This is a genomic window from Paenibacillus alkaliterrae (assembly GCF_021532375.1).
Lineage (GTDB): Bacteria > Bacillota > Bacilli > Paenibacillales > Paenibacillaceae > Pristimantibacillus > Pristimantibacillus alkaliterrae.
The window spans coordinates 1-18891 of the sequence record NZ_JAKGAP010000095.1; the positions used below are offsets into that span (position 1 = coordinate 1).

The 18891-nt window shown below is 48.1% G+C and carries 17 protein-coding genes and 3 pseudogenes; 15 read left to right on the plus strand and 5 right to left on the minus strand.

Annotated features, from left to right (window positions below; all coding sequences use genetic code 11):
• Positions 1-249: 249 nt before the first annotated feature.
• The gene (locus L1N85_RS24900; protein WP_268818470.1) at positions 250-1467 is read left to right on the plus strand and encodes an ATP-binding protein; all 1218 of its coding nucleotides are present in this window, start codon (positions 250-252) and stop codon (positions 1465-1467) included.
• A 53-nt stretch (positions 1468-1520) separates the two neighbouring features.
• The gene (locus L1N85_RS24905; protein ID WP_235241726.1) at positions 1521-2138 is read left to right on the plus strand and encodes a polysaccharide deacetylase family protein; all 618 of its coding nucleotides are present in this window, start codon (positions 1521-1523) and stop codon (positions 2136-2138) included.
• Between the two features lie 19 nt (positions 2139-2157).
• Here the strand turns inward: L1N85_RS24905 and L1N85_RS24910 are convergent, their stop codons facing one another.
• Entirely contained in the window at positions 2158-3423 is a 1266-nt protein-coding gene (locus tag L1N85_RS24910; RefSeq protein WP_235241727.1) for an alpha/beta hydrolase family protein, read from the minus strand.
• Positions 3424-3737: 314 nt separating this feature from the next.
• Between L1N85_RS24910 and L1N85_RS24915 the strand changes: the two genes are divergently transcribed.
• The 3 genes and pseudogenes from L1N85_RS24915 to L1N85_RS24925 all read left to right on the plus strand — a co-directional run bounded on the left by L1N85_RS24915 (position 3738) and on the right by L1N85_RS24925 (position 4748).
• Complete coding sequence (locus L1N85_RS24915; RefSeq protein WP_235241728.1) at positions 3738-4004, plus strand: helix-turn-helix domain-containing protein; 267 nt, start codon at positions 3738-3740, stop codon at positions 4002-4004.
• Positions 3932-4204 (plus strand): annotated as a pseudogene (locus L1N85_RS24920) (RNA-guided endonuclease TnpB family protein); the annotation flags it as partial. The gene L1N85_RS24915 and the pseudogene L1N85_RS24920, both read left to right, overlap by 73 nt.
• A 130-nt stretch (positions 4205-4334) precedes the next feature.
• Entirely contained in the window at positions 4335-4748 is a 414-nt protein-coding gene (locus L1N85_RS24925) for a hypothetical protein (protein ID WP_235241729.1), read from the plus strand.
• Positions 4749-5118: 370 nt separating this feature from the next.
• Here L1N85_RS24925 and L1N85_RS24930 read toward each other — a convergent pair.
• Positions 5119-5315 (minus strand): annotated as a pseudogene (locus tag L1N85_RS24930) (carbohydrate ABC transporter permease); the annotation flags it as partial.
• Between the two features lie 3 nt (positions 5316-5318).
• On the opposite strand from L1N85_RS24930, the pseudogene L1N85_RS24935 reads away from it, so the two are divergent.
• A pseudogene (locus tag L1N85_RS24935) lies at positions 5319-5513 on the plus strand (hypothetical protein); the annotation flags it as partial.
• Here the strand turns inward: L1N85_RS24935 and pyk are convergent.
• On the minus strand, positions 5448-6863 hold the full coding sequence (gene pyk / locus L1N85_RS24940; RefSeq protein ID WP_235241730.1) for a pyruvate kinase: 1416 nt from the start codon (positions 6861-6863) through the stop codon (positions 5448-5450). The pseudogene L1N85_RS24935 and the gene pyk overlap by 66 nt on opposite strands.
• A gap of 105 nt (positions 6864-6968) precedes the next feature.
• On the opposite strand from pyk, the gene L1N85_RS24945 reads away from it, so the two are divergent.
• From L1N85_RS24945 to L1N85_RS24960, 4 genes are all read left to right on the plus strand, one after another.
• Positions 6969-7730 carry a helix-turn-helix domain-containing protein gene (locus L1N85_RS24945; RefSeq protein WP_235241731.1) on the plus strand — a complete coding sequence of 254 codons (762 nt, stop codon included), beginning with the start codon at positions 6969-6971 and terminating at the stop codon, positions 7728-7730.
• A 123-nt stretch (positions 7731-7853) separates the two neighbouring features.
• A complete protein-coding gene (locus L1N85_RS24950) occupies positions 7854-8498 on the plus strand; it encodes a class I SAM-dependent DNA methyltransferase (protein ID WP_235241732.1) in 645 nt (214 codons plus the stop codon).
• Positions 8499-8510: 12 nt separating this feature from the next.
• Positions 8511-9434, plus strand: a complete 924-nt coding sequence (locus tag L1N85_RS24955; protein ID WP_235241733.1) for a PLP-dependent cysteine synthase family protein — start codon at positions 8511-8513, stop codon at positions 9432-9434.
• Position 9435: 1 nt separating this feature from the next.
• Positions 9436-10575, plus strand: a complete 1140-nt coding sequence (locus L1N85_RS24960; RefSeq protein ID WP_235241734.1) for a bifunctional cystathionine gamma-lyase/homocysteine desulfhydrase — start codon at positions 9436-9438, stop codon at positions 10573-10575.
• Between the two features lie 73 nt (positions 10576-10648).
• Here L1N85_RS24960 and murI read toward each other — a convergent pair whose 3' ends face one another.
• Entirely contained in the window at positions 10649-11428 is a 780-nt protein-coding gene (murI, locus tag L1N85_RS24965) for a glutamate racemase (protein ID WP_235241735.1), read from the minus strand.
• Between the two features lie 264 nt (positions 11429-11692).
• On the opposite strand from murI, the gene L1N85_RS24970 reads away from it, so the two are divergent.
• Positions 11693-11899, plus strand: coding sequence for a hypothetical protein (locus tag L1N85_RS24970; RefSeq protein WP_235241736.1), 207 nt, complete (start codon positions 11693-11695; stop codon positions 11897-11899).
• A gap of 601 nt (positions 11900-12500) precedes the next feature.
• Positions 12501-14081, plus strand: a complete 1581-nt coding sequence (locus L1N85_RS24975; RefSeq protein ID WP_235241737.1) for an ATP-binding protein — start codon at positions 12501-12503, stop codon at positions 14079-14081.
• Positions 14082-14138: 57 nt separating this feature from the next.
• Here the strand turns inward: L1N85_RS24975 and L1N85_RS24980 are convergent, their stop codons facing one another.
• Complete coding sequence (locus L1N85_RS24980) at positions 14139-14957, minus strand: hypothetical protein (protein WP_235241738.1); 819 nt, start codon at positions 14955-14957, stop codon at positions 14139-14141.
• A 337-nt stretch (positions 14958-15294) separates the two neighbouring features.
• Here L1N85_RS24980 and L1N85_RS24985 point away from each other — a divergent pair, with 337 nt between their 5' ends.
• The 3 genes from L1N85_RS24985 to L1N85_RS24995 all read left to right on the plus strand — a co-directional run bounded on the left by L1N85_RS24985 (position 15295) and on the right by L1N85_RS24995 (position 18513).
• Entirely contained in the window at positions 15295-16092 is a 798-nt protein-coding gene (locus L1N85_RS24985) for a Cof-type HAD-IIB family hydrolase (protein WP_235241739.1), read from the plus strand.
• Between the two features lie 176 nt (positions 16093-16268).
• On the plus strand, positions 16269-17582 hold the full coding sequence (locus tag L1N85_RS24990; protein ID WP_235241740.1) for an ATP-binding protein: 1314 nt from the start codon (positions 16269-16271) through the stop codon (positions 17580-17582).
• A gap of 196 nt (positions 17583-17778) precedes the next feature.
• Positions 17779-18513 carry a protein-glutamine gamma-glutamyltransferase gene (locus tag L1N85_RS24995; RefSeq protein ID WP_235241741.1) on the plus strand — a complete coding sequence of 245 codons (735 nt, stop codon included), beginning with the start codon at positions 17779-17781 and terminating at the stop codon, positions 18511-18513.
• The last annotated feature ends 378 nt before the right edge of the window (positions 18514-18891 follow it).

Below are 18891 nucleotides of genomic sequence, written 5' to 3' on the forward strand. Positions count from 1 at the left end.
AATCTAATCCCCTCCGTTGTTTCTTCAGTATACAAAAAGGTACCCATAGCCTGAACACCTTTTTTTAAAGTGTCCAGTCTATGGGTACCAGTGTATAGAAACGATCACTCTTTTTTTCTTTTTTATGATAATATGGAAAGATCATCCGAGATTAAGACCGTTGTCATTGAAGAAGGGCTGGGGACTTTTATGCTGGGCTATTTCAAAGATTTTATATTGAACATATTTATAATATTTTCCCCGCTGCTCATGTATCCATATATTCAAAAAACGAAAAACAAAATCGTATGGTTCCGGATTTTTATCTATCTCCTCTTTGCGGTTTCGCTTATAACCACTATGTCCTTTCCTGTCAATCTAAATGGATTAGTTTATGATTTTCGTTCCATTCCTCTTGTGCTCGGCTCCTTATATGGGGGGCTGCAAGTGTCCATTTTTTTGTATTTGACTCTTATGTTGTATAGTTACTTGTTGGGAAGCCCGAATGATTTGGCCTATATGGCTTCGTTATTGCCCAGCCTCGTCATCGTCATCCTTTTTCTTAAAAAATATGCTTCGTTTAAACTTTCGCAAAAAATAGCAGCGGCGGTCACTTTATGTGTCCTTATTAAGCTTTTAACATTTACGATCTATCTCTCGTTGACTGATCAATTTTATCTTTTACTCCATAGACCGATGGCTACGCTTCAAACCTATCTGCTGCAAGCCGTCATTATTGGGTTATGCGTATATGCGATTGAATTTTTGAACAAATATATCCATATGCAGGAAGAGTATATCAGAAGCGAAAAAATGAAGATGGTTGGCGACATGGCAGCTTCGGTAGCGCATGAAATTCGCAATCCGCTTACAACGGTGAGAGGCTTTATCCAGTTATTTGGCACGGAATCCTTAGATAAAGAAAAGAAGGAATACTATAAAACCATTTGCTTCGAGGAGCTGGATCGCGCCGAGCTCATCATTACCGATTATCTCGCGCTTGCCAAGCCCGACCCGGAAGTGATTGAGAACATCAATATGAATGATGAGGTTCAATATTTAGCGAATGTGCTTATGACCTATGCGAATTACAATAATATTGAGATTAAGGTCGTTCTATCGAAAGACAGCTCGCTCATGGTTGTCGGAGACCGCTATAAATTCCGCCAGGCTTTAATTAATATTGGCAAAAATGCCATAGAGGCCATGCAGGGCGGCGGTATACTGGAGCTTATGACAAGTACAATGAATGAGGATGTCGTAATTGTCATTCGTGATAATGGGAGCGGCATGACCACTGAGCAAATCAAGAGACTTGGAACGCCTTACTACTCTACGAAGGAAAAGGGGACGGGGCTGGGAACGATGGTTTCCTTCAGCATTATTAAAAAGATGCACGGTAAAATCGATATTAAGAGCGATGTTGGAGTAGGAACCTCATTTCATTTGATATTCCCGAAAAATGATTTCAAACACCCGGCAAAATAGGTATACTAATAAAGGTTTGTTTTGGCAGTTTAGAATAATGGGGGTTACTTATTATGTCAGCGGTACAAAAAACGGCGTGTCTTATCATTGATGAAGGTCCTGCCGAGCATTTTTTACATAAAATTGATTTCTTGAACGCAAATGGAATGCAGTCGATTTGGTTCTGTCTGGGCGAAGCTCTGGAAGATCATGTTGATGCAGCTATATATGCCATAAAACATGGACATGCGATCGCAAATCGCGGTTATACCTATACCGATTTTTCCAAGATTAGCTTGAACGAGGCAAGAGAGCAGCTAGAGAAGACAGAACGCCTGATAGAGAAGATTTACGAGAAGGCGGCAGCTGCCAGACCGTTCAAAGCGTTTCGATTTCCTTATTTGAAAGACGAGAGGGAGACCGGGCATTTTTCGGCTATTCAGAGAATATTGGGCGGGCTGGGCTATCCAGAAAATCCCTTTGCGTATACATACGATACCTTTGATATAGGGCAGGGGAACATCCCGTATGCAGAAGGAGCGCAGCGTTTAACAGGTTCGAACGAAATCATCCTCATCCATGAGTGGATAGCGCTGGATGCATTCAAAGCTTTAATTGAGAAAATGAAGGCGGCAAATATCAGGTTCAAGCTTCCCGAAGCAACCGTTCAAGTACCGGTTGGAGCCTTCTGATCTCTAGGCACGTATGCAATCAGTTTCTACTTTCACGCCCGATGCCGACCGTCACCTTTACGATATCCGATTCTGATGGCTTCAGCAGAGGGGAATCGATTTGGCGTAAATTTTTATCGAAAAAAGCTAACGTGTACGCATTGATGGTTCGATGGGCAAGCTTCGTGTCTATTTTGTCCTTAAGGACATAAGGCACCAAGGGGGAATAGAGCGCGATGTCGGTAAACGTATAGTGGGAGGCGCCCTTCAGCCAAATATGGTAGCCGCCATTCACAAAGGCATTCCTTTGATTGTTTTCGAATACCTGAAGAAAATCGGCGTGTTTGTCATACTCTTCTTGAGAAATGCCGGATTCCACTCCGATCACGGCCTCAGAACCGGAAATCTCCGCTTGCGATAGATCGAATTCGGCAGCGGACAGCTGCATAAACGGTTTCGTGAACCCTGTACCGGGAATTTCACCCGTACCTGTCAAGGTCCCATCCAAATTGACGGCTGCCTGTATACGCGGCTCAAGAAGGAGGGCTTGGGCGGACGCGGCCCCGCCGATCGAATGGCCAAACATCCCGACTCGCTTCAGATCGATCCGATTGGTAAACCTTCCATCCTCGCCCCCGAGATTGATTCGTTCCAAATAATCCAGTATCGAGCCGGCATCCTTGACCCATATATCCGTGACGAATTCGTTCATTTCAATAAACGAATCAAATTGCGCCATATCATACGATTTCTCAGCTATGGTGCGGCCGTCTGGAAAGACGGTTAATAAGGAATGATAGGGATGCTGTATCCCTACTACGATGTAGCCATGCGACGCCAGCTCTTCCATCTGGAAGGTGTTTTGAAATCCATACAGACCAAGGCCATGGGAAAATAAAATGACGGGATAAGCGGGTTCCTGAGCAGAAAGCTCTACATCAAGGGCAGAATAGGTCCTCACCGATTTCAAATGCTGGAGCAGAAATGCCGGAAGTTCCATATTCTTTGCGATTTGGGCTATCATTTCGGGCATATACGTGCCATAGCTTGCTCTGGACAAATCATTTTCTCTCGCCGGGTACCAAATTTGAAGAAAAAGCTCTCTATGGTCGTCCGGGTCGGCGGAAAGCGTTTCGCTGCGCGCAGAGTCGACAACGTAACGTGTAGTCATTCCGACCTGATAAGGGCCGGTAGGCTCGCGGAATATTTTTTTGGGTAATAGAATGAATAAGGCTATCGCTAAGATGAGGATGAAGCAGGAAAGAATGATCATGACTACCTTCGGCCAACGCTTCTTTATTTTCATTTTGCACACCCTTTGGATTGGTTTTGGCAACAGGTAGAGTGTACATTATTTTCCAAAGTAAGAAAACGGATTGAAGTCTAAGCATAGACTGGACTTAAGTCGGAAAAACCTGGTCTAAAACTCGATAAGGCCTATTTTGCTCCGGTCATCGAAACATAGTAAGCGCTTTATACGTTTAACATCTTAAGCCAGAAGTCCCCATCTTCTTAGCGCTAGCGAAAGGTGGGGATGAATGGTTGATCTTTTTGGTTAAAAAACAAACATATGTTCGTATAATATGGTATACTTATCCTTGAAAAAGGAGGTTAACTTACTTGCTGCGAGCCTATAAATATCGCATTTACCCCAATGAAGAACAAAGGGTTTTCTTTGCGAAAACCTTTGGTTGTGTCCGCTTCGTGTATAACAAAATGCTTCATGATCGTCAACTCGCTTATCAAGCTTTTCAGGAGGACGGCGTTAAACCAAAACCCAAAGGGCCCGCATATTACAAAAAAGATTATCCCTTTCTATGCTCCAAAATCACAAACTGGCCAAAGCGATTAGCGAAGCGAGCTGGTCCGAGTTTCGACGGATGCTAACGTATAAAACAGAATGGTACGGCAGAGAATTGCTTATCGCTCCCGCACACTATGCCAGCAGCCAACTGTGCAGCGCTTGCAGTTATAAAAACGCAGAAGTTAAAAACCTCAAGGTTCGTGAATGGTGCTGCCCTGTTTGCGGCACACATCATGACCGAGACGTGAATGCTGCTCAAAATCTCGTTAAACTAGCGGGTTAGGCCGCAAAGGCAGAGGTGGGTTCCACCTTTTGAGCCTGGGGAAACTTGTCTCTGTAGAGATATTGACCAGGAAGCCCCTACTTCAAGCGTAGCTAAGCAGGGGTAGTTCACTAATGAGGAAGGCTTTAAAGTGAAGGGGGGCCGCAAACGAATGCGCTGGATTCCTGCCGCAAGAAGCGGGCAGTGGTGGATGTTCGCTGGAGTATCGTCGTTGCTCGTCAGCTTATTATTGTGGTTGATTCGGTTTGTCGCGTTAGGCCAGCCGTTTACCGGCGCGCATGCTTTTCGGTTTATGATGCTTGCGGTTATTTTATCCTTTTTGTTCAGCTTTACCGGATGGCTGGGGGCGCGGCGTCTGTGGTTATTTTCGAATATAGGGCTCTTCATCGGCCTTATTCTGATGGCGCTGTACTCCCGTGATGTGACCGGCTGGGAGGACCTGATCAGCTTTCTGGTTTTCCTGCAGGCCGTTGCGGCGGGCTTCGTTGCCGGTTTAATCGTTGAAGGCGTAACGCTGCTGATGCGACTTGCCAAAAAAGAATAAGCCAGAGGATTTTGCTGATTAAAGAGATGTTTGAAAATAAGCGGGGCTGTCGCCAGAGTCATGAGAAAATGACTTTGAGGACAGCCCTGTTGGCGTATATGAGTTTTGACTGTGAGTCAAGTTTTAGAAAATAATACCGCGTTCATATGAATATATTCCCAAAGTCTTAATATTTACAGGACATATGTACTTCACTGAATTAACTGGTAATTGTGAGAATCCATGCTTAAATAAACTGGTCACTAAGTCAGGAGTAATTCGTAAGCGAGGAGTGACTGTTTAAATCCATCTTCTATGAAAATAAAACAGCTTCCATCAAATGGGACGAACTGCATAAGTCATGACACTTATATAGGTCTAACCGTTTAACGGCCATCGAATTCAGGAATAAGCCGATGAAAGAGAAGAAGACAATAATCAGCGTATTCTTCAAATAAACTCCGAAATTCATATTCTCGAACAGATTTTAGAAGTTCTCCATTGTGAACTTGTCTGGCCACAGTGTAGGCGGGATATTCTGAATCTCGCCCTCCGGTTGAAGGAAGACATGATCATCCATACGAAAGGATCCTGTCTACGATTGATTATTCCAAGCGCAAATGGGGCGCCCTCGCTGCCGAGCAACTGATTAAGCTTATCGGCGGCGACGCGGTGGAGCATCCCAAGGGATATCGAAAAGCTCCTACGGTAAAAACTTTATTAAACCTGCGCTACCTTGATCAGGTTCGTTGCTCCGGCTTGGCCGATTGGCACGCCTGCGGATAGAATGATGGTGTCTCCCGGGCCGATAAGCCCCGTCGCGGCTGCGTTGCGCGTGGCCGATTCAAACATTTCGTCCGTAGTCTTCACAGCATCGCCCTTAACGGGGAAGACGCCGGATAGCAGACAGATTTTCGGCAAAACATGGTCATGCTGGGTAACGGCGATAATCGGCGCCTCGGGCCGGTACTTGGACACCATGCGCGCCGTAAAGCCGCTTTCCGTCGAGGTCAGTATCGCCTTCGCATTAAGCTCGAGAGAGGAGCTTACGACGCCTTGGCTGATGACCTCTGTAACATTCGTGCTTTGCTGCGCTCTTTTCTTTGCGAACTGCTCCTTGTAGTCGATCATCGATTCCGCTTTGTTAGCGATGGAAGCCATTGTCCGTACGGATTGCACCGGATATTTGCCGGCAGCCGTCTCGCCCGAAAGCATGACCACGTCAGCCCCCTGCAGAACGGCATTCGCCACGTCGCTTACCTCAGCTCTTGTCGGGCGCGGATTCACCTGCATCGATTCAAGCATATGCGTCGCGACAATGACCGGTTTTCCGACCAGATTGCATTTGTTGATCATTTCGCGCTGCATCATAGGCACGTCCTCGATCGGCACCTCTACGCCCAAATCCCCGCGAGCAACCATAATGCCGTCCGATGCCTCGATGATGGCATCCAGGTTGATCATGCCTTCTTCGTTCTCAATCTTGGAGATGATTTGTACATGCCCGGCATTTGCTTCCTCAAGAATATGGCGAATTTCCAAAATATCCTCGGCTTTTCTGACGAAAGAAGCCGCGATGATCTCAACGTTATGCTTAAGTCCGAAGTGAATATGCAGGACGTCGCGCTCCGTTACGCCCGGCAGTGTCGTTTTGATGCCCGGCAGGTTGACGCCCTTTCTTGGCTTTAAGGTTCCGCCGCTAATGATCGTGCAGTGAATGTCATTTTCATTAATGGCCGTTACGGTAAGGTCTACAAGTCCGTCATCAATCAGAATCCGATCGCCCGGCTTAACCACAAGCGGCAGCTCCGTATAGTTGACGGGCAGGCGAGTCGCATCGCCCAGCACATCGTCGGTTGTCAGAATGAGCTCTTCGCCGATGACCAGCTCGCAGGATGTTTCCTTCAGCTTGCCGATTCGCACCTCGGGCCCTTTAATATCCATCATAATCGGCACGAACGTATTCAGCTCGCGCGCCGCCTGCCGTATATTTTCCATCCGCTTGACGTGATCCTCTAATTCGCCGTGAGCCATATTCAGTCTGCCAACGGTCATGCCAGCTTGGATCATTTCCTTGAGAGTCGGAACGGAGTCGCAAGCGGGTCCCATTGTACAAATGATTTTTGTTTTTAGCATGTTGCAGGCCTCCTCGTTTTTTCCATTGTAGCGTGGAAGCTCCAAATAGATTAAGAACTATAGTACAATGAATGTATTATAGTACATTCGTGAGGGGCGAAAAATATGCTGGCAATTACCGGTGTGCATCAGGATAACGGAGCGGATGGGTATGAGGAGGGAATGGGAGAGCGGCGCTCCTTTCACCTCGCATTGGTTACATACGGGAAGTGCGTGTATTGGGTGAATCAGGAGAAGCTTATTTTGGAAAAAGGGGATTTGCTGCTCGTTCCGGACAACGTTTCTTATTATGGGAAAAGCATTCCGACGGTCGTCCATACGAAATATGTCGTCAACTTTCGCAAACCGGCAGGGGAAGCGGCTCTGCCGATTTTACGGCTGCAGGAGCCCATCAGGCAGAAGCTTGGCTGCTACGAGGTTATTCACGAGCGCTTGCGGGCCATTCAGAATCAATGGAAGGAGCGCCCTTCTTATTTTGAAATGATGGCGGAGGCGCTGTTGACGGAGGTTTTGATTTATTTCAACCAGGAGTTGGACCGGGGCCATATTCCAGCTGAGAAGCATCGGCGCGTGGACAGCATGAAGCAGTATATTGCGACGCATTACCGGGCCAAAGTGACCAAGGAGGAGCTCGGCGACGTCATCAAGACGACTCCCAATTATGCGGCAACCTTGTTCAAAACGGTAACGAATCAGACGATTAGCGAATACGTGCACAATCAGCGGGTGAAAACCGCCATATACATGCTGACGGAGTCCCAGCTGACGATTTGCGAAATTGCCGATTATTTGGGCTACAACGATGTCTCTTATTTTCACCGGATCTTTAAACGCAGCACGGGACGCTCGCCCTCGGATTTTCAATAAAAACTTTATTGGACATCGCGTTCGTTAGAACTATTTTGACCAATTTCCATATGCTGAAGATATACATGCTTATTTCCATGAAAATAGTGGGAATTAATCCTTTTTGAAGGGATGGACGAAGCGATGGGGAGAGAATTTATCGAGCTATTCGACCATTGGGCGGATCATTATGACCTTACGGTATGGGGGCATGACGAGGAGTACAAGGAAGCATTTCAAAGTTATGATGCTATTCTCGAGGCGGTGGCGGAGCGATCCAACGGAACTGCGTTGGAGTTTGGCGCCGGTACAGGTAATTTGACGGAGAAGCTCCTCCGGCGGTGCAGCAGGGTGTATGCGGTGGAGCCGTCGACAGGGATGCGGAAGCAATTCGAAAAGCGGGGTTTAGAGGCTGAACTTCTGGAGGGAGACTTTCTTCAGTTCCCGCTAATACCGGACCAAGTGGATACGATCGTGAGCACCTATGCCTTTCATCATTTGACCGATGCAGAGAAGGAGCAGGCAATCGCTCTTTACAGCACGCTGCTTGTTGAGAACGGACAAATTATTTTTGCAGATACGTCCTTTCAGGATGAAGAGGCCCGGAAACAAATCGAGACCGATGCCGAGCAGGCAGGCCATATGAAGCTGCTTCATGATTTGCAAAATGAATATTTTACAACGAATAATGTGCTGGAAAGGATATGCAAGACCCATGGCCTCGCAGTCTCCTTTGAGCAGCTTAACCGGTATGTCTGGTTGATGCACGCTAGAAAAGAATCCACCTAAGGAGGAGCGCAGATGGCTGTATACCGCACGGTTCAAAGCCTTATTGGCCATACGCCCCTGGTAGAGCTGACGCGCTTCGCGCTGCCTGCCGGCGTCAGGCTGTATGCGAAGCTGGAGCTGGCCAATCCGGGGGGAAGCGTAAAGGATCGGCTTGGCATGGAATTGCTGCAAGTTGCAATGGCAAACGGCGAGCTGCAGGCTGGCGGCACGCTCATTGAAGCAACGGCCGGCAACACCGGCATTGGGCTGGCCTTGGCGGCAATCGGACGCGGCATATCGACGATCTTCGTCGTGCCGGACAAATTCAGCATCGAGAAGCAGCAGCTGATGCGGGCGCTGGGCGCCAAAATTGTCAATACGCCGTCTGAGGATGGAATGCTAGGCGCAATCCTCAAGGCGGAAGAGCTGGCAGGCGAAATACCAGGCGCCTATTCACCCCGCCAATTCTCGAATGCGGCTAATCCCGAGACGTATTACAAAACGCTGGGCCCTGAGCTATGGCAGGAGTTAAACGGAAAAGTGGACGTTTTTGTTGCCGGAGCGGGCTCAGGCGGTACGTTTATGGGTACGGCCCGTTTCTTGAAAGAGCGGAATCAGGCCGTGAAGACCGTTGTCGTCGAACCGGAGGGCTCCATCCTTGGCGGCGGCGCAGCGGGATCGCATCGGACGGAGGGTATCGGCGTGGAGAAGCTGGCCCCGTTCATGGATCCGAATTATTTTGATGCAATTCATACGATTAAGGATGAGGATGCCTTTCGGCGAGTGGCGGAGCTGGCACGGCTCGAAGGGCTGCTGGCCGGAAGCTCATCGGGCGCTGCGCTGCACGCCGCTCTGCTTGAAGCCGAGATTGCCGCGCCAGGCAGCCGGATCGTCACGATTTTCCCGGACAGCAGCGAGCGGTACTTGAGCAAACAGATTTACGGCGGAGGCGAATGATATGAAGCGGAAAACCAAGCTCATTCACGGCGGCATTCCCTTCGACCCGCACACAGGGGCGGTCAGCGTTCCGATCTATCAAGTCAGCACTTACAAGCAGGACGATATCGGCGTGCATAAGGGCTATGAATATTCGCGCACGGGAAATCCGACGCGTCATGCGCTGGAAACGTACATCGCGGATTTGGAGGAAGGGGCGAGAGGGTTTGCCTTCAGCTCAGGCATGGCAGCAACGCATGCTGTGTTGTCCTTATTGAACTCGGGCGACCATATCATATTGACGGACGACGTTTATGGCGGGACGTATCGAATCATAACCAAGGTGCTTGCCCGTCTTGGGATTGAAGCAACGTTCGCGGATACGACGAGTATAGAAGAAATCGAAGGAGCGGTTCGCCCCCATACAAAGGCTTTATTCGTGGAAACGCCTACAAATCCTCTGCTCAAAGTGACGGACCTTGCGGTCGTTTCGAGCTGGGCGAAGGCGAGACAGCTGCTGTTTATCGTTGACAATACGTTCAACACGCCTTATTGGCAGACGCCGATTGCGCTCGGGGCGGATATCGTTTTGCATTCGGCAACGAAGTACATTGGAGGACATAGCGATGTAGTGGCCGGCCTTGCCGTCGTGAGCGACGAACGGCTTGGCGAAGAGCTGCATTTTGTGCAAAATGCAACGGGCGCCGTTCTCGGTCCGCAGGATTCGTGGCTTATCATGCGCGGCTTAAAGACGCTCGGCTTGCGAATGGAAGCCCATGAGGAAAATGCGCGGGCGATCGTTGCGTATTTGTCTGGACATCCCGCGGTCCGCCGTATTTATTACCCGGGGCTGGCAAGCCATCCCCAGCATGAGCTTGCGAAGCGGCAGGCGCGCGGCTTTGGCGGTATGATCTCCTTCGATGTAGGCAGCGGCGCGAAAGCATCAGAGGTCATCAAGAGGCTGAAATACTTTACGCTGGCGGAAAGCCTGGGCGCTGTGGAGAGTCTTATTTCGGTTCCCGCCAAAATGACGCATGCTTCCATTCCGCGTGAACGCCGCGAGCAGCTTGGCATTACGGACGGTCTCCTGCGTATTTCCGTCGGGATCGAGGACGGCGAGGACCTTGTGGAGGATCTGAAGCAGAGCCTCAGGGAAGAGTGAAACCGCCGCTCGAGTGGTGCGAGCGACCGTTTATCTGATCCACAACAAAAACCAGTCCAACACGAATAAAGTGTTAGACTGGTTTCCTCTCCCGCAACAGAGCGAGCGCCGTATGCATTTTGTCGATATAGGAGGGATCATTGCTGGTGCACATAAACCGAACATTGCCTTTTCCAGGTCCTTCCGAAATGCCATACCGGTTCACCAGCGCGGATAACCTTTTCACTGTACCGGCGTTGCCGTCGACAATCTCGATATGCGGAGGAAGGATTTCATGAAGTATGTCCTTATAGAAAGGGTAATGGGTACAGCCCAGAACGATAATTCCGTAATGCTCAAGGTTATAGCCCGATAGCTTATTAAGGAAGTATTCCCTCATGATCCGTCTGTCGAATTGCAAAGCCTCGCAGTAATGGACGAGCTCCGGCAGAGGGAGCGAATCCACGATGCCTTTCTCATCCACGCGCGAGATTAGCGCATAATATTTCGGCAGCTGCAGCGTTAAAGGCGTCGCGAATACGAGTACTCTTTTTCCCGTTGCGAAATTCATTTCTACCGCTGGCTTAACAGCCGGCTCCATCCCAACGATCGGAAGGGAATACCTTTCTCTTAGCTCTGCAATGGCAATGCTTGTCGCCGTATTACACGCCACAACCAGCGCATCGATGCCCTCATTCATCATAGTACCGACCGTTTCGAAAATATACTTTTTCACGTCTTCCTTCGTCTTCGTGCCATAAGGCACATGAAGCGTATCCGCCATATATAGAAAATCTTTGTCGGGCAGCCTGCGGAGCGCCTCTGTCAGAACGGTAAGCCCGCCGATCCCCGAATCAAAAAATCCGATTTGCATGTCGTATCCCCAGTACTCTTCTATGATCTTTGCTCATTCACTCTCAAGAGCGATAATTCTATCATAACTGTTTTCGATCTGACTATCACTCTTAATATTATAGTAGGGTTTATTCTTTTTAACTATATCATCCGTCTTTTTTCCTATTTTCGAGCTGGAAAAAGAGAATTTTCTGTAGACATGATTGGACAAACTTTTCAATTTTTTCCCTATATACTGTAACAGTGGTTTTTATTCGGTACTTGTGGAGGTTTATGAATAATTATGCTGGATGTAGCCAAGAGAAGGGAAAATCGTCTTCAGGTTAATCATGAAACGATAGCCTATGTGATGGATCGTTTCATACAAGCAAGAGTAGATTATCACCAGATAATGGACATTGTCTGTACAATGAAAGAGGATTTTGGTGTTGAGTCTCAGGAAGAAGCCATGGCGGTGACGGAAGAATATCTACGGGAATCGAGAATTTAGCTGCTTAAGGCCCGGTCGGTGGTGGGTGTAGACTTCTCAGACTATCGAACGGTCGCCTCCTATGTTAATGCGTTAATTGATGCCGGATTCAGCATTATGAAGCTTTCCGAACCTCAACCGACGCAAGAAATGCTGGCCAAGTATTCCGAAATGCGAGACGAAACCCGCCGTCCCATTTTTCTCATGATCGCAGCGGTCAAAAATTAGATATACGAAAGCGAGCACTCCGCCTGCCACTCGCAAAAAGCGCCTCTGCGCCGCCAACGTTACTCAGGAACAGGTTGCACAGGCGCTTAAAAGGGAAGCGTGTCCCGCAGGGACGAAAGCGAGCACTACCCTAAAGAAGCTCACAACCGCCTCTCCTGCATTAACGTTAGTCCAATTGCGGGTGTCCAGAGGGTGCAACCCTTGGGGCCCTCCCTTGGAAGGAAGGGTTTGGGAGGGTTCGAAAGCCCTTGAGGGTTTTGGTTGAATCCCTCGAGGGTTTGGGTATGATAAATAATTTTTAATAAATTTGGGAAGGAATGTGTGGCGTTAAAGTAGAATTAAGTGTGAATATAAGGGATGCTAGCTTTACAGAAAGGTTTGTTGGTACACTTAAATGACGGATAACCATATCATTATAGAAACAAACGAACGATGTCGACGGCTTGGCCTTGATCCTCATGCACTTCCGGTATTTAATAAACGATATTCAGCGGAAGAGTTGACTGCGCGGCGCAGCCAATACAAAGAAGTGATTGAGGTCATTACTTATTTCGTGAATAAATTTTTATCCGCCATTTCGGGGGATCCCTTTTTTGTAGCCATTAATGATAATGAGGGTTACATATTGGAGTTTAAAGGCGATTCAACGATTATCGAGACTGTACGTCAGCTAGGTCTTGCAGAAGGACTTCAGATGAATGAAGAGCTTGGCACGAATGCCGTTGATTTGTGTTTAAGGTACAGGCGGCCCGTACAGCTGCTCGGAGACGATCATTATCATAAGTCTTTGCATCGACTGGCTTGTTATACGGCTCCTTTCCATTCGGAGGATAACGGGCCCATACTCGGAACTCTATCGATCATGACTGCCGCCGAGTTTGCTCATTCCCATTGGCTAGCCCTCTTGTGCACGATCGTCGATTCCATTGAGAGAGAGCTTCTCCTGCGCAGACAGAATACGCATCTGCATATTTTGAACCAGGTTCTTCTTGAAACGAAGTACTACGGGGTTATCGTTACGGATGCGCACGGCAGGATTATGGAAATGAACGAAAATGGTAAAGCTATGCTGTTCACGGATGACCAGCATAGAGAACGTTGCATCGGATCCAGCGTATTTGCCATTAACAGGATCGGAACCTATTTTGAAGAAGCCATTATTCATCATGAAGCCTGTATCGGAGAGGAATTAACCCTTTGGCTGAATGAATCGCCGCGCACATATATGCTGGATGTCGTGCCGATTTATGATGGAGATCATCGTCTTATACGAGTGGCGGGCAGCCTGCGCGATATGACCGATATGAAAACGGCGGAGGAGCTGCTTCGAAATACGGAGAAGCTTGTGTTTGCCGGTCAATTGGCTGTAAACATTGCGCATGAAATCCGTAATCCGATGACTACCGTGCAGGGCATGCTTCAATTATCAAGCAAAGCGATTAATCCGACGCACTATAGCTTAATGATGTCGGAGCTTGAACGAATCAATGCGATTGTAAGCGAGTTTTTGATTTTAGGAAGACCGCAAGCCGAGCAGTTTAAAAAGGAGTCATGCCGAGCGTTACTCCAAGAGGTGGTATCTATTTTTGAGCTTCAATTCGAGATGAATGGCATTACGATGAATGTCGAGCTAGGTCAAGAGCTGATGATTTACTGTGATTCCAATCAGATCAAGCAGGTATTTTTGAATATTTTGAAAAATGCGCTGGAAGCACTGCCGTTTGGCGGGAGCGTCGATATCGTTACCGACTTTGTTGACTCCTATCAGCGCATTCGCTTCACCGATAATGGCGTGGGCATGACCGAAGAGGTATTGCAAAGGATCGGAGATCCATTTATTTCCACAAGGCCCGATGCCAATGGTTTAGGTATGATGATGGTTAATAAAATCATAACCGCGCATAACGGCCGTATGGTTATTGCGAGCAAGATAGGCGACGGGACGACGGTAGAGGTGTTTCTCCCTGGTGAATAAAGATAGCGGACGACGATCGGCTCCGGCATTTTACCCGGTAAACGGTCGTCGTTTGATTCATTTCATGCCCAGCTGCGCATCTACCTTTGCGATAACGTCCATAATCTGCTGCTCATAGGCGTACATTTTTTGCTTCTGTTCGTTGATTTGCTTCATGAAGGAGAGCAGCCTGGCAAAGGAGCTTAGCGCAGCGGTCGAATTTCCTTTTCTTACGACTTGGTTCAGGATAGACGTCTCGGTCCTGAAATGCTTATTCGTGCTGCTAATGGAGCTTTTCGCCGCTTTGATCTTAATCTTGATCTTATCGATGCCCGTCAACTGATCCCGAAGCTTCTTCATCGCCTTTGCCGCGGCGGCTTTAGCCGTCTTAAGCGCCGCCTCCTTGCCGCGGATATCCAGCTTGGCCAGCTGGACTGCGGCTTTTGCCGTTTCAACTTGCGGATTAAGCACGCTGACAAGCCATTTGTTCTTATATGACTTGGCCAGGCTCAGCTGCTGCCTGAGCGAATCGTAGAGATCGAACAGCGGCTCGTATTTCTTCTTGGCCTGAACGACGTCTGACTCCAGCCTGCTCAGCTTTGCGGCGTCGATTTCCTTGATTCGTTGGCGGGTGCCGAGGATAGCCTCTTCATTGCGGTAATGCAGCTCGTCAATTTTCGTATCCCATTCGATCGCTTTCTTCTGCACAGCTTGCAGCTCCGCGTACTGCGTCGTTAACTTGGAAGCCGTTGCTTGATTCGCTGCCGCTTTCATTTTATCGAAGGCGGTTTTGGCGGTTACGGTAAATTCGAAAGAAGCGGCGCTTGCGGCAATAGGGCTGATCAAAGTAAGCAGCAGGATTAACAATGAGACGGTTAGCTTATGGATGATGCGCATGGTTGGCGAGACCTCCTTAAATTTCGGCGTACAACGAAAAAAAAAGCACCTGCAAGATAGGCGTCATACGCCTACTCTTACGGGTGCTTCCATCGTAAGCCGTGCTTATTTAACTGATTGCTTTCAATATACAGGATGAAGCCGGAGGGGTCAAGCGGCTATTGATTTCCTTCCAAAGAAATTTTCGCTTTATATTTCTCATCGACAGGAACTTAGTATATTTCTTCTACCTTTCGACAATATTCAAAGGCAGGTTCCCTTTCCCGCAGCGTTTCATTATACTTAGAGTAAACGGACAGGCGGCATACGTCTGCGAAAACGGATAGGAGAGGATAGAATGAGCTACAAAATCGTATTTTTTGATATCGACGGGACGCTAATCAACGAACATAAGGAAATACCGGAGGATACGGTCAAAGCGGTCGCCGAGCTGAAGGAGCGGGGCATCGAGCCGGTTATCGCGACAGGCAGGGCGCCTTATTTCATAAAACCGCTGGCGGAGCGGCTCGGTATTGATTCGTTCGTTTGCATGAATGGCGCTTATGTCGTTTACAAAGGAACGCCGCTATATAAGCGCGAGATCGGGAAGAGCAGCCTGGAAGCGTTGGTGAAGAAAGCGGCCGAGCATAACCATGGTCTTGTGTTCGAGGGCGAGCATGCGTTTTTCGCGGATAAAGAGGATCACCCGTTCATTATAGATTCGGTTAATTCGTTAAAGGTGGATCTGCCGGGCTATAATCCGGAGTTTTGGAAATCGGACGGCATCTACCAGGTGTTTCTGCATTGCGAAAACCATGATGAGCATTTGTATGATGGGCTTTATTCGGAGCTGAAGTTCATTCGCTGGCATCCGCAGGCGATCGACGTGCTTCCGGCAGGCGGTTCGAAGGCGCAAGGGATTGAGGCGCTGCTTGAGAAGCTGGGGCTTGAGCCGGCGGATGCGGTGGCCTTCGGCGACGGCTTGAATGACAAGGAGATGCTTGAAGCGGTCGGCTTCGGAGTCGCTATGGGCAATTCGCATCCCGAGCTATTGCCGTTTGCGGATTACGTAACGACGCATGTCGATGAGCAGGGCATACGCAACGGCTTGGTGGAAGCGGGTTTGCTGGAAGCCCGGCAGGCAGAAACGATTTAACTTTTAATGTGAAAATATATAAAATATTTCCGTTAAAGCTGACATCTTAGAAGATAAGAGTCAGCTTTTTTAGTGCTTTTAACCTGCTTATTGAAGGGGAATGAAGGATAATAACGAATATAATAATGGTATCTTTATAAAGTATATAATGAATAGGGTTATTGGAGGTATACGTCATGATTCCCAGCTCATTTCCGTTAACGGAACATATAAACGTAACAAGCGGAGCTCATATTCTTTATACATACGATCAGCTTGATTTCTATATTGAAAATGCGGTCGCTTTCATTCAGTCGGGCCTCCAGCTGGGTCAGCATATTCTTTATGTGGATAATAAGGACCGGTCCGGAATCGTGATGGATAAGCTTAAAGAATTGGGCTACGGCCATTCTATTCCTAACATTAAATACATGAATAGCAGTGAGTTTTATATGGTCAGTGAAATTTTCACGGCGAGAAAGGTGTTGCAGAAATTCACCGACTTATTGAAGCCCCTGCTGGACAGCGGAATCCCTATACGGGCTTGGGGACACGTGGATTGGAAGGACGATTCTATAATAGACGAGGAATTGACGGCTTATGAATGCGAGTGTGACGATGCGGCTAACCGATTAGGGGTCTTAGCCGTGTGTGCGTTTTCAAGCATCAAATTAAGCGCAAGCCTCCACTTAAGGCTGATGGAATCGCATGAGTACATCATGACCGATAAGCAGCTTACACGCTCCAGCCTGTACAATCGAACGGGAAATACCGTTATTTTCCCATCGCTTTCCGAGCATACGAAAATTCAAGACGAAATGGATTTGTATAAGAAGAAGCTCGATTTTGTCCAGGTCATTTCGCATGAAGTTCGAAACCCGTTAACGGTCATCAAAGCGTATGCCTCCATGCTATTGAATGAGACGGAGTCGCTTCAGCTCAATGCCGGCGCGGTCAAGAAGCTGTCGGACATCGCGGATTACGTAGCGGTCATCGACAACGAAATCGCTCATATTTTGAATACGGAGCAAATGCTGTCGTCGGAAGCGCTGTGGCAGACCAGCGAGATCCCTCCTCTGCCCATTCTTCAAGAGGTCGTTGCGATGATGGAAACGAAGGCGCGGACGCAAAATATACAGTTGAATTATTGCGTTAATCTGTCCGGCCAAGAGACCATGAACAGCAATGCTACCGGTCTGCGGCTAATTATTTCCAATTTGCTGTCAAACGCAGTGAAATACAGCTATGAGGACAGTCAAGTGCGTTTCCAAGCGGATTGCTCCGACGGCATGCTGAGGATCGAAATCGAAGATCAGGGCGTCGGGATGAGCCTGGAGCAGCAGGAAAATCTCTATCGCAAATATGAGAAAATGAACGTGGACAAAAGCGGACAAGGCATTGGCTTGTTTATGGTGAAGAAGCTTGTGGACCATTTTGGCGGCGATATTCATATATCGAGCGAGGTAGGGCGTGGAACACTCGCCCGTGTCGGGCTGCCTTTAAAGAATTGAATCTTTCAGTAAAGATAAGTGCGGCTGAGAATGTGGCAATCGTAAAAATAAGAAGGTCCGAAACCAGTTTCGGACCTTCTTATTTTTTTAGCATGGAATACACGATGATTGTTTTCTTTTGGATCACTACTCACCAAAAAAAGTTTTTACACGTACAATAACCCATCAGAGATTCGAACAATTGGAGGAGACGCAGGTGATCCTTGTTGCGGGCAATACGAATTTTCAGCTTAATCCGTTGATCCTGACAGAGCTGGAAAGAAAGATTTTGCGAGATAAGCAGAGAAGTCCCGTCGTTTATCGATTTCCTTCGGCGGACGCGCTCGAATTCGAGCTGAAGATGCGTCTGCATATTGTAGAAGCCGCAAAGGCGATGTATGCAAGCGGGGTGAGCTTCGCTACCTTTGCGACCTCGAGATGCAATGAACAGTATTGGATTCGCACGGAAAACGGGGGATTTCAGCTAAGGCCCGGGGTGCCTCCGTCCGTGGGCATTAACGATATTTACGTGAATGGGGAGATGTACGCCTTCGAGTGCGCAGTGGCCATCATCATTATGCTGTACAAGGCCGTTCTGGATACGGTTGGGACCGCCGTGTTTAACCGGTATTTTCAAAACCTGTTTCTGAGGGATTGGCAATATGACCGCGATCTCCGTCTGATTACGACTCATAACAAATATGAAGTTTATCCGGGCGATGTACTCTATTTCAAAAATCCCGATCATGACCGGGAAACGCCGGAGTGGCAGGGCGAGAATGTCATCGTGCTTGACGACAATCTGTATTTCGGGCATGGTATCGGCATCGGTTCGGGGCAGGATATGATCGCGGCACTCAACCGCATGAGGCGTCCGGGCAGCCGGGTATCGGCTTATTTGGAGAACCTGGTCGTGTTTCCGGATTTTGAAGCGCTGCGCAGGCTGAGGTAGTTATTGTTTACTCCGCTCACTGATTCAGATACGACGGATGAATCGAAGTCAAAGCGATAAAAAAATCGGCAACCTTGCTTTCTTTGCGTAGTTTGAACAGAAAATAGATCTAGTTTCTAGATCTATTCCGTTAGTGTGCCGCTGAGCGTACCCATTTAGGCCATATCCGCCAGCCTTAGCGCTACTTTTTAGACCTATTCCGCTCAAACTGACCCAATTGTGCAGAATAGATCTAGTTTCTAGATCTATTCCGTTAGCGTGCCGCTGAGCGTACCCATTTAAGCCATATCCGCCAGCCTTAGCGCTACTTTTTAGACCTATTCCGCTCAAACTGACCCAATTGTGCAGAATAGATCTAGTTTCTACCTCTAAATAACG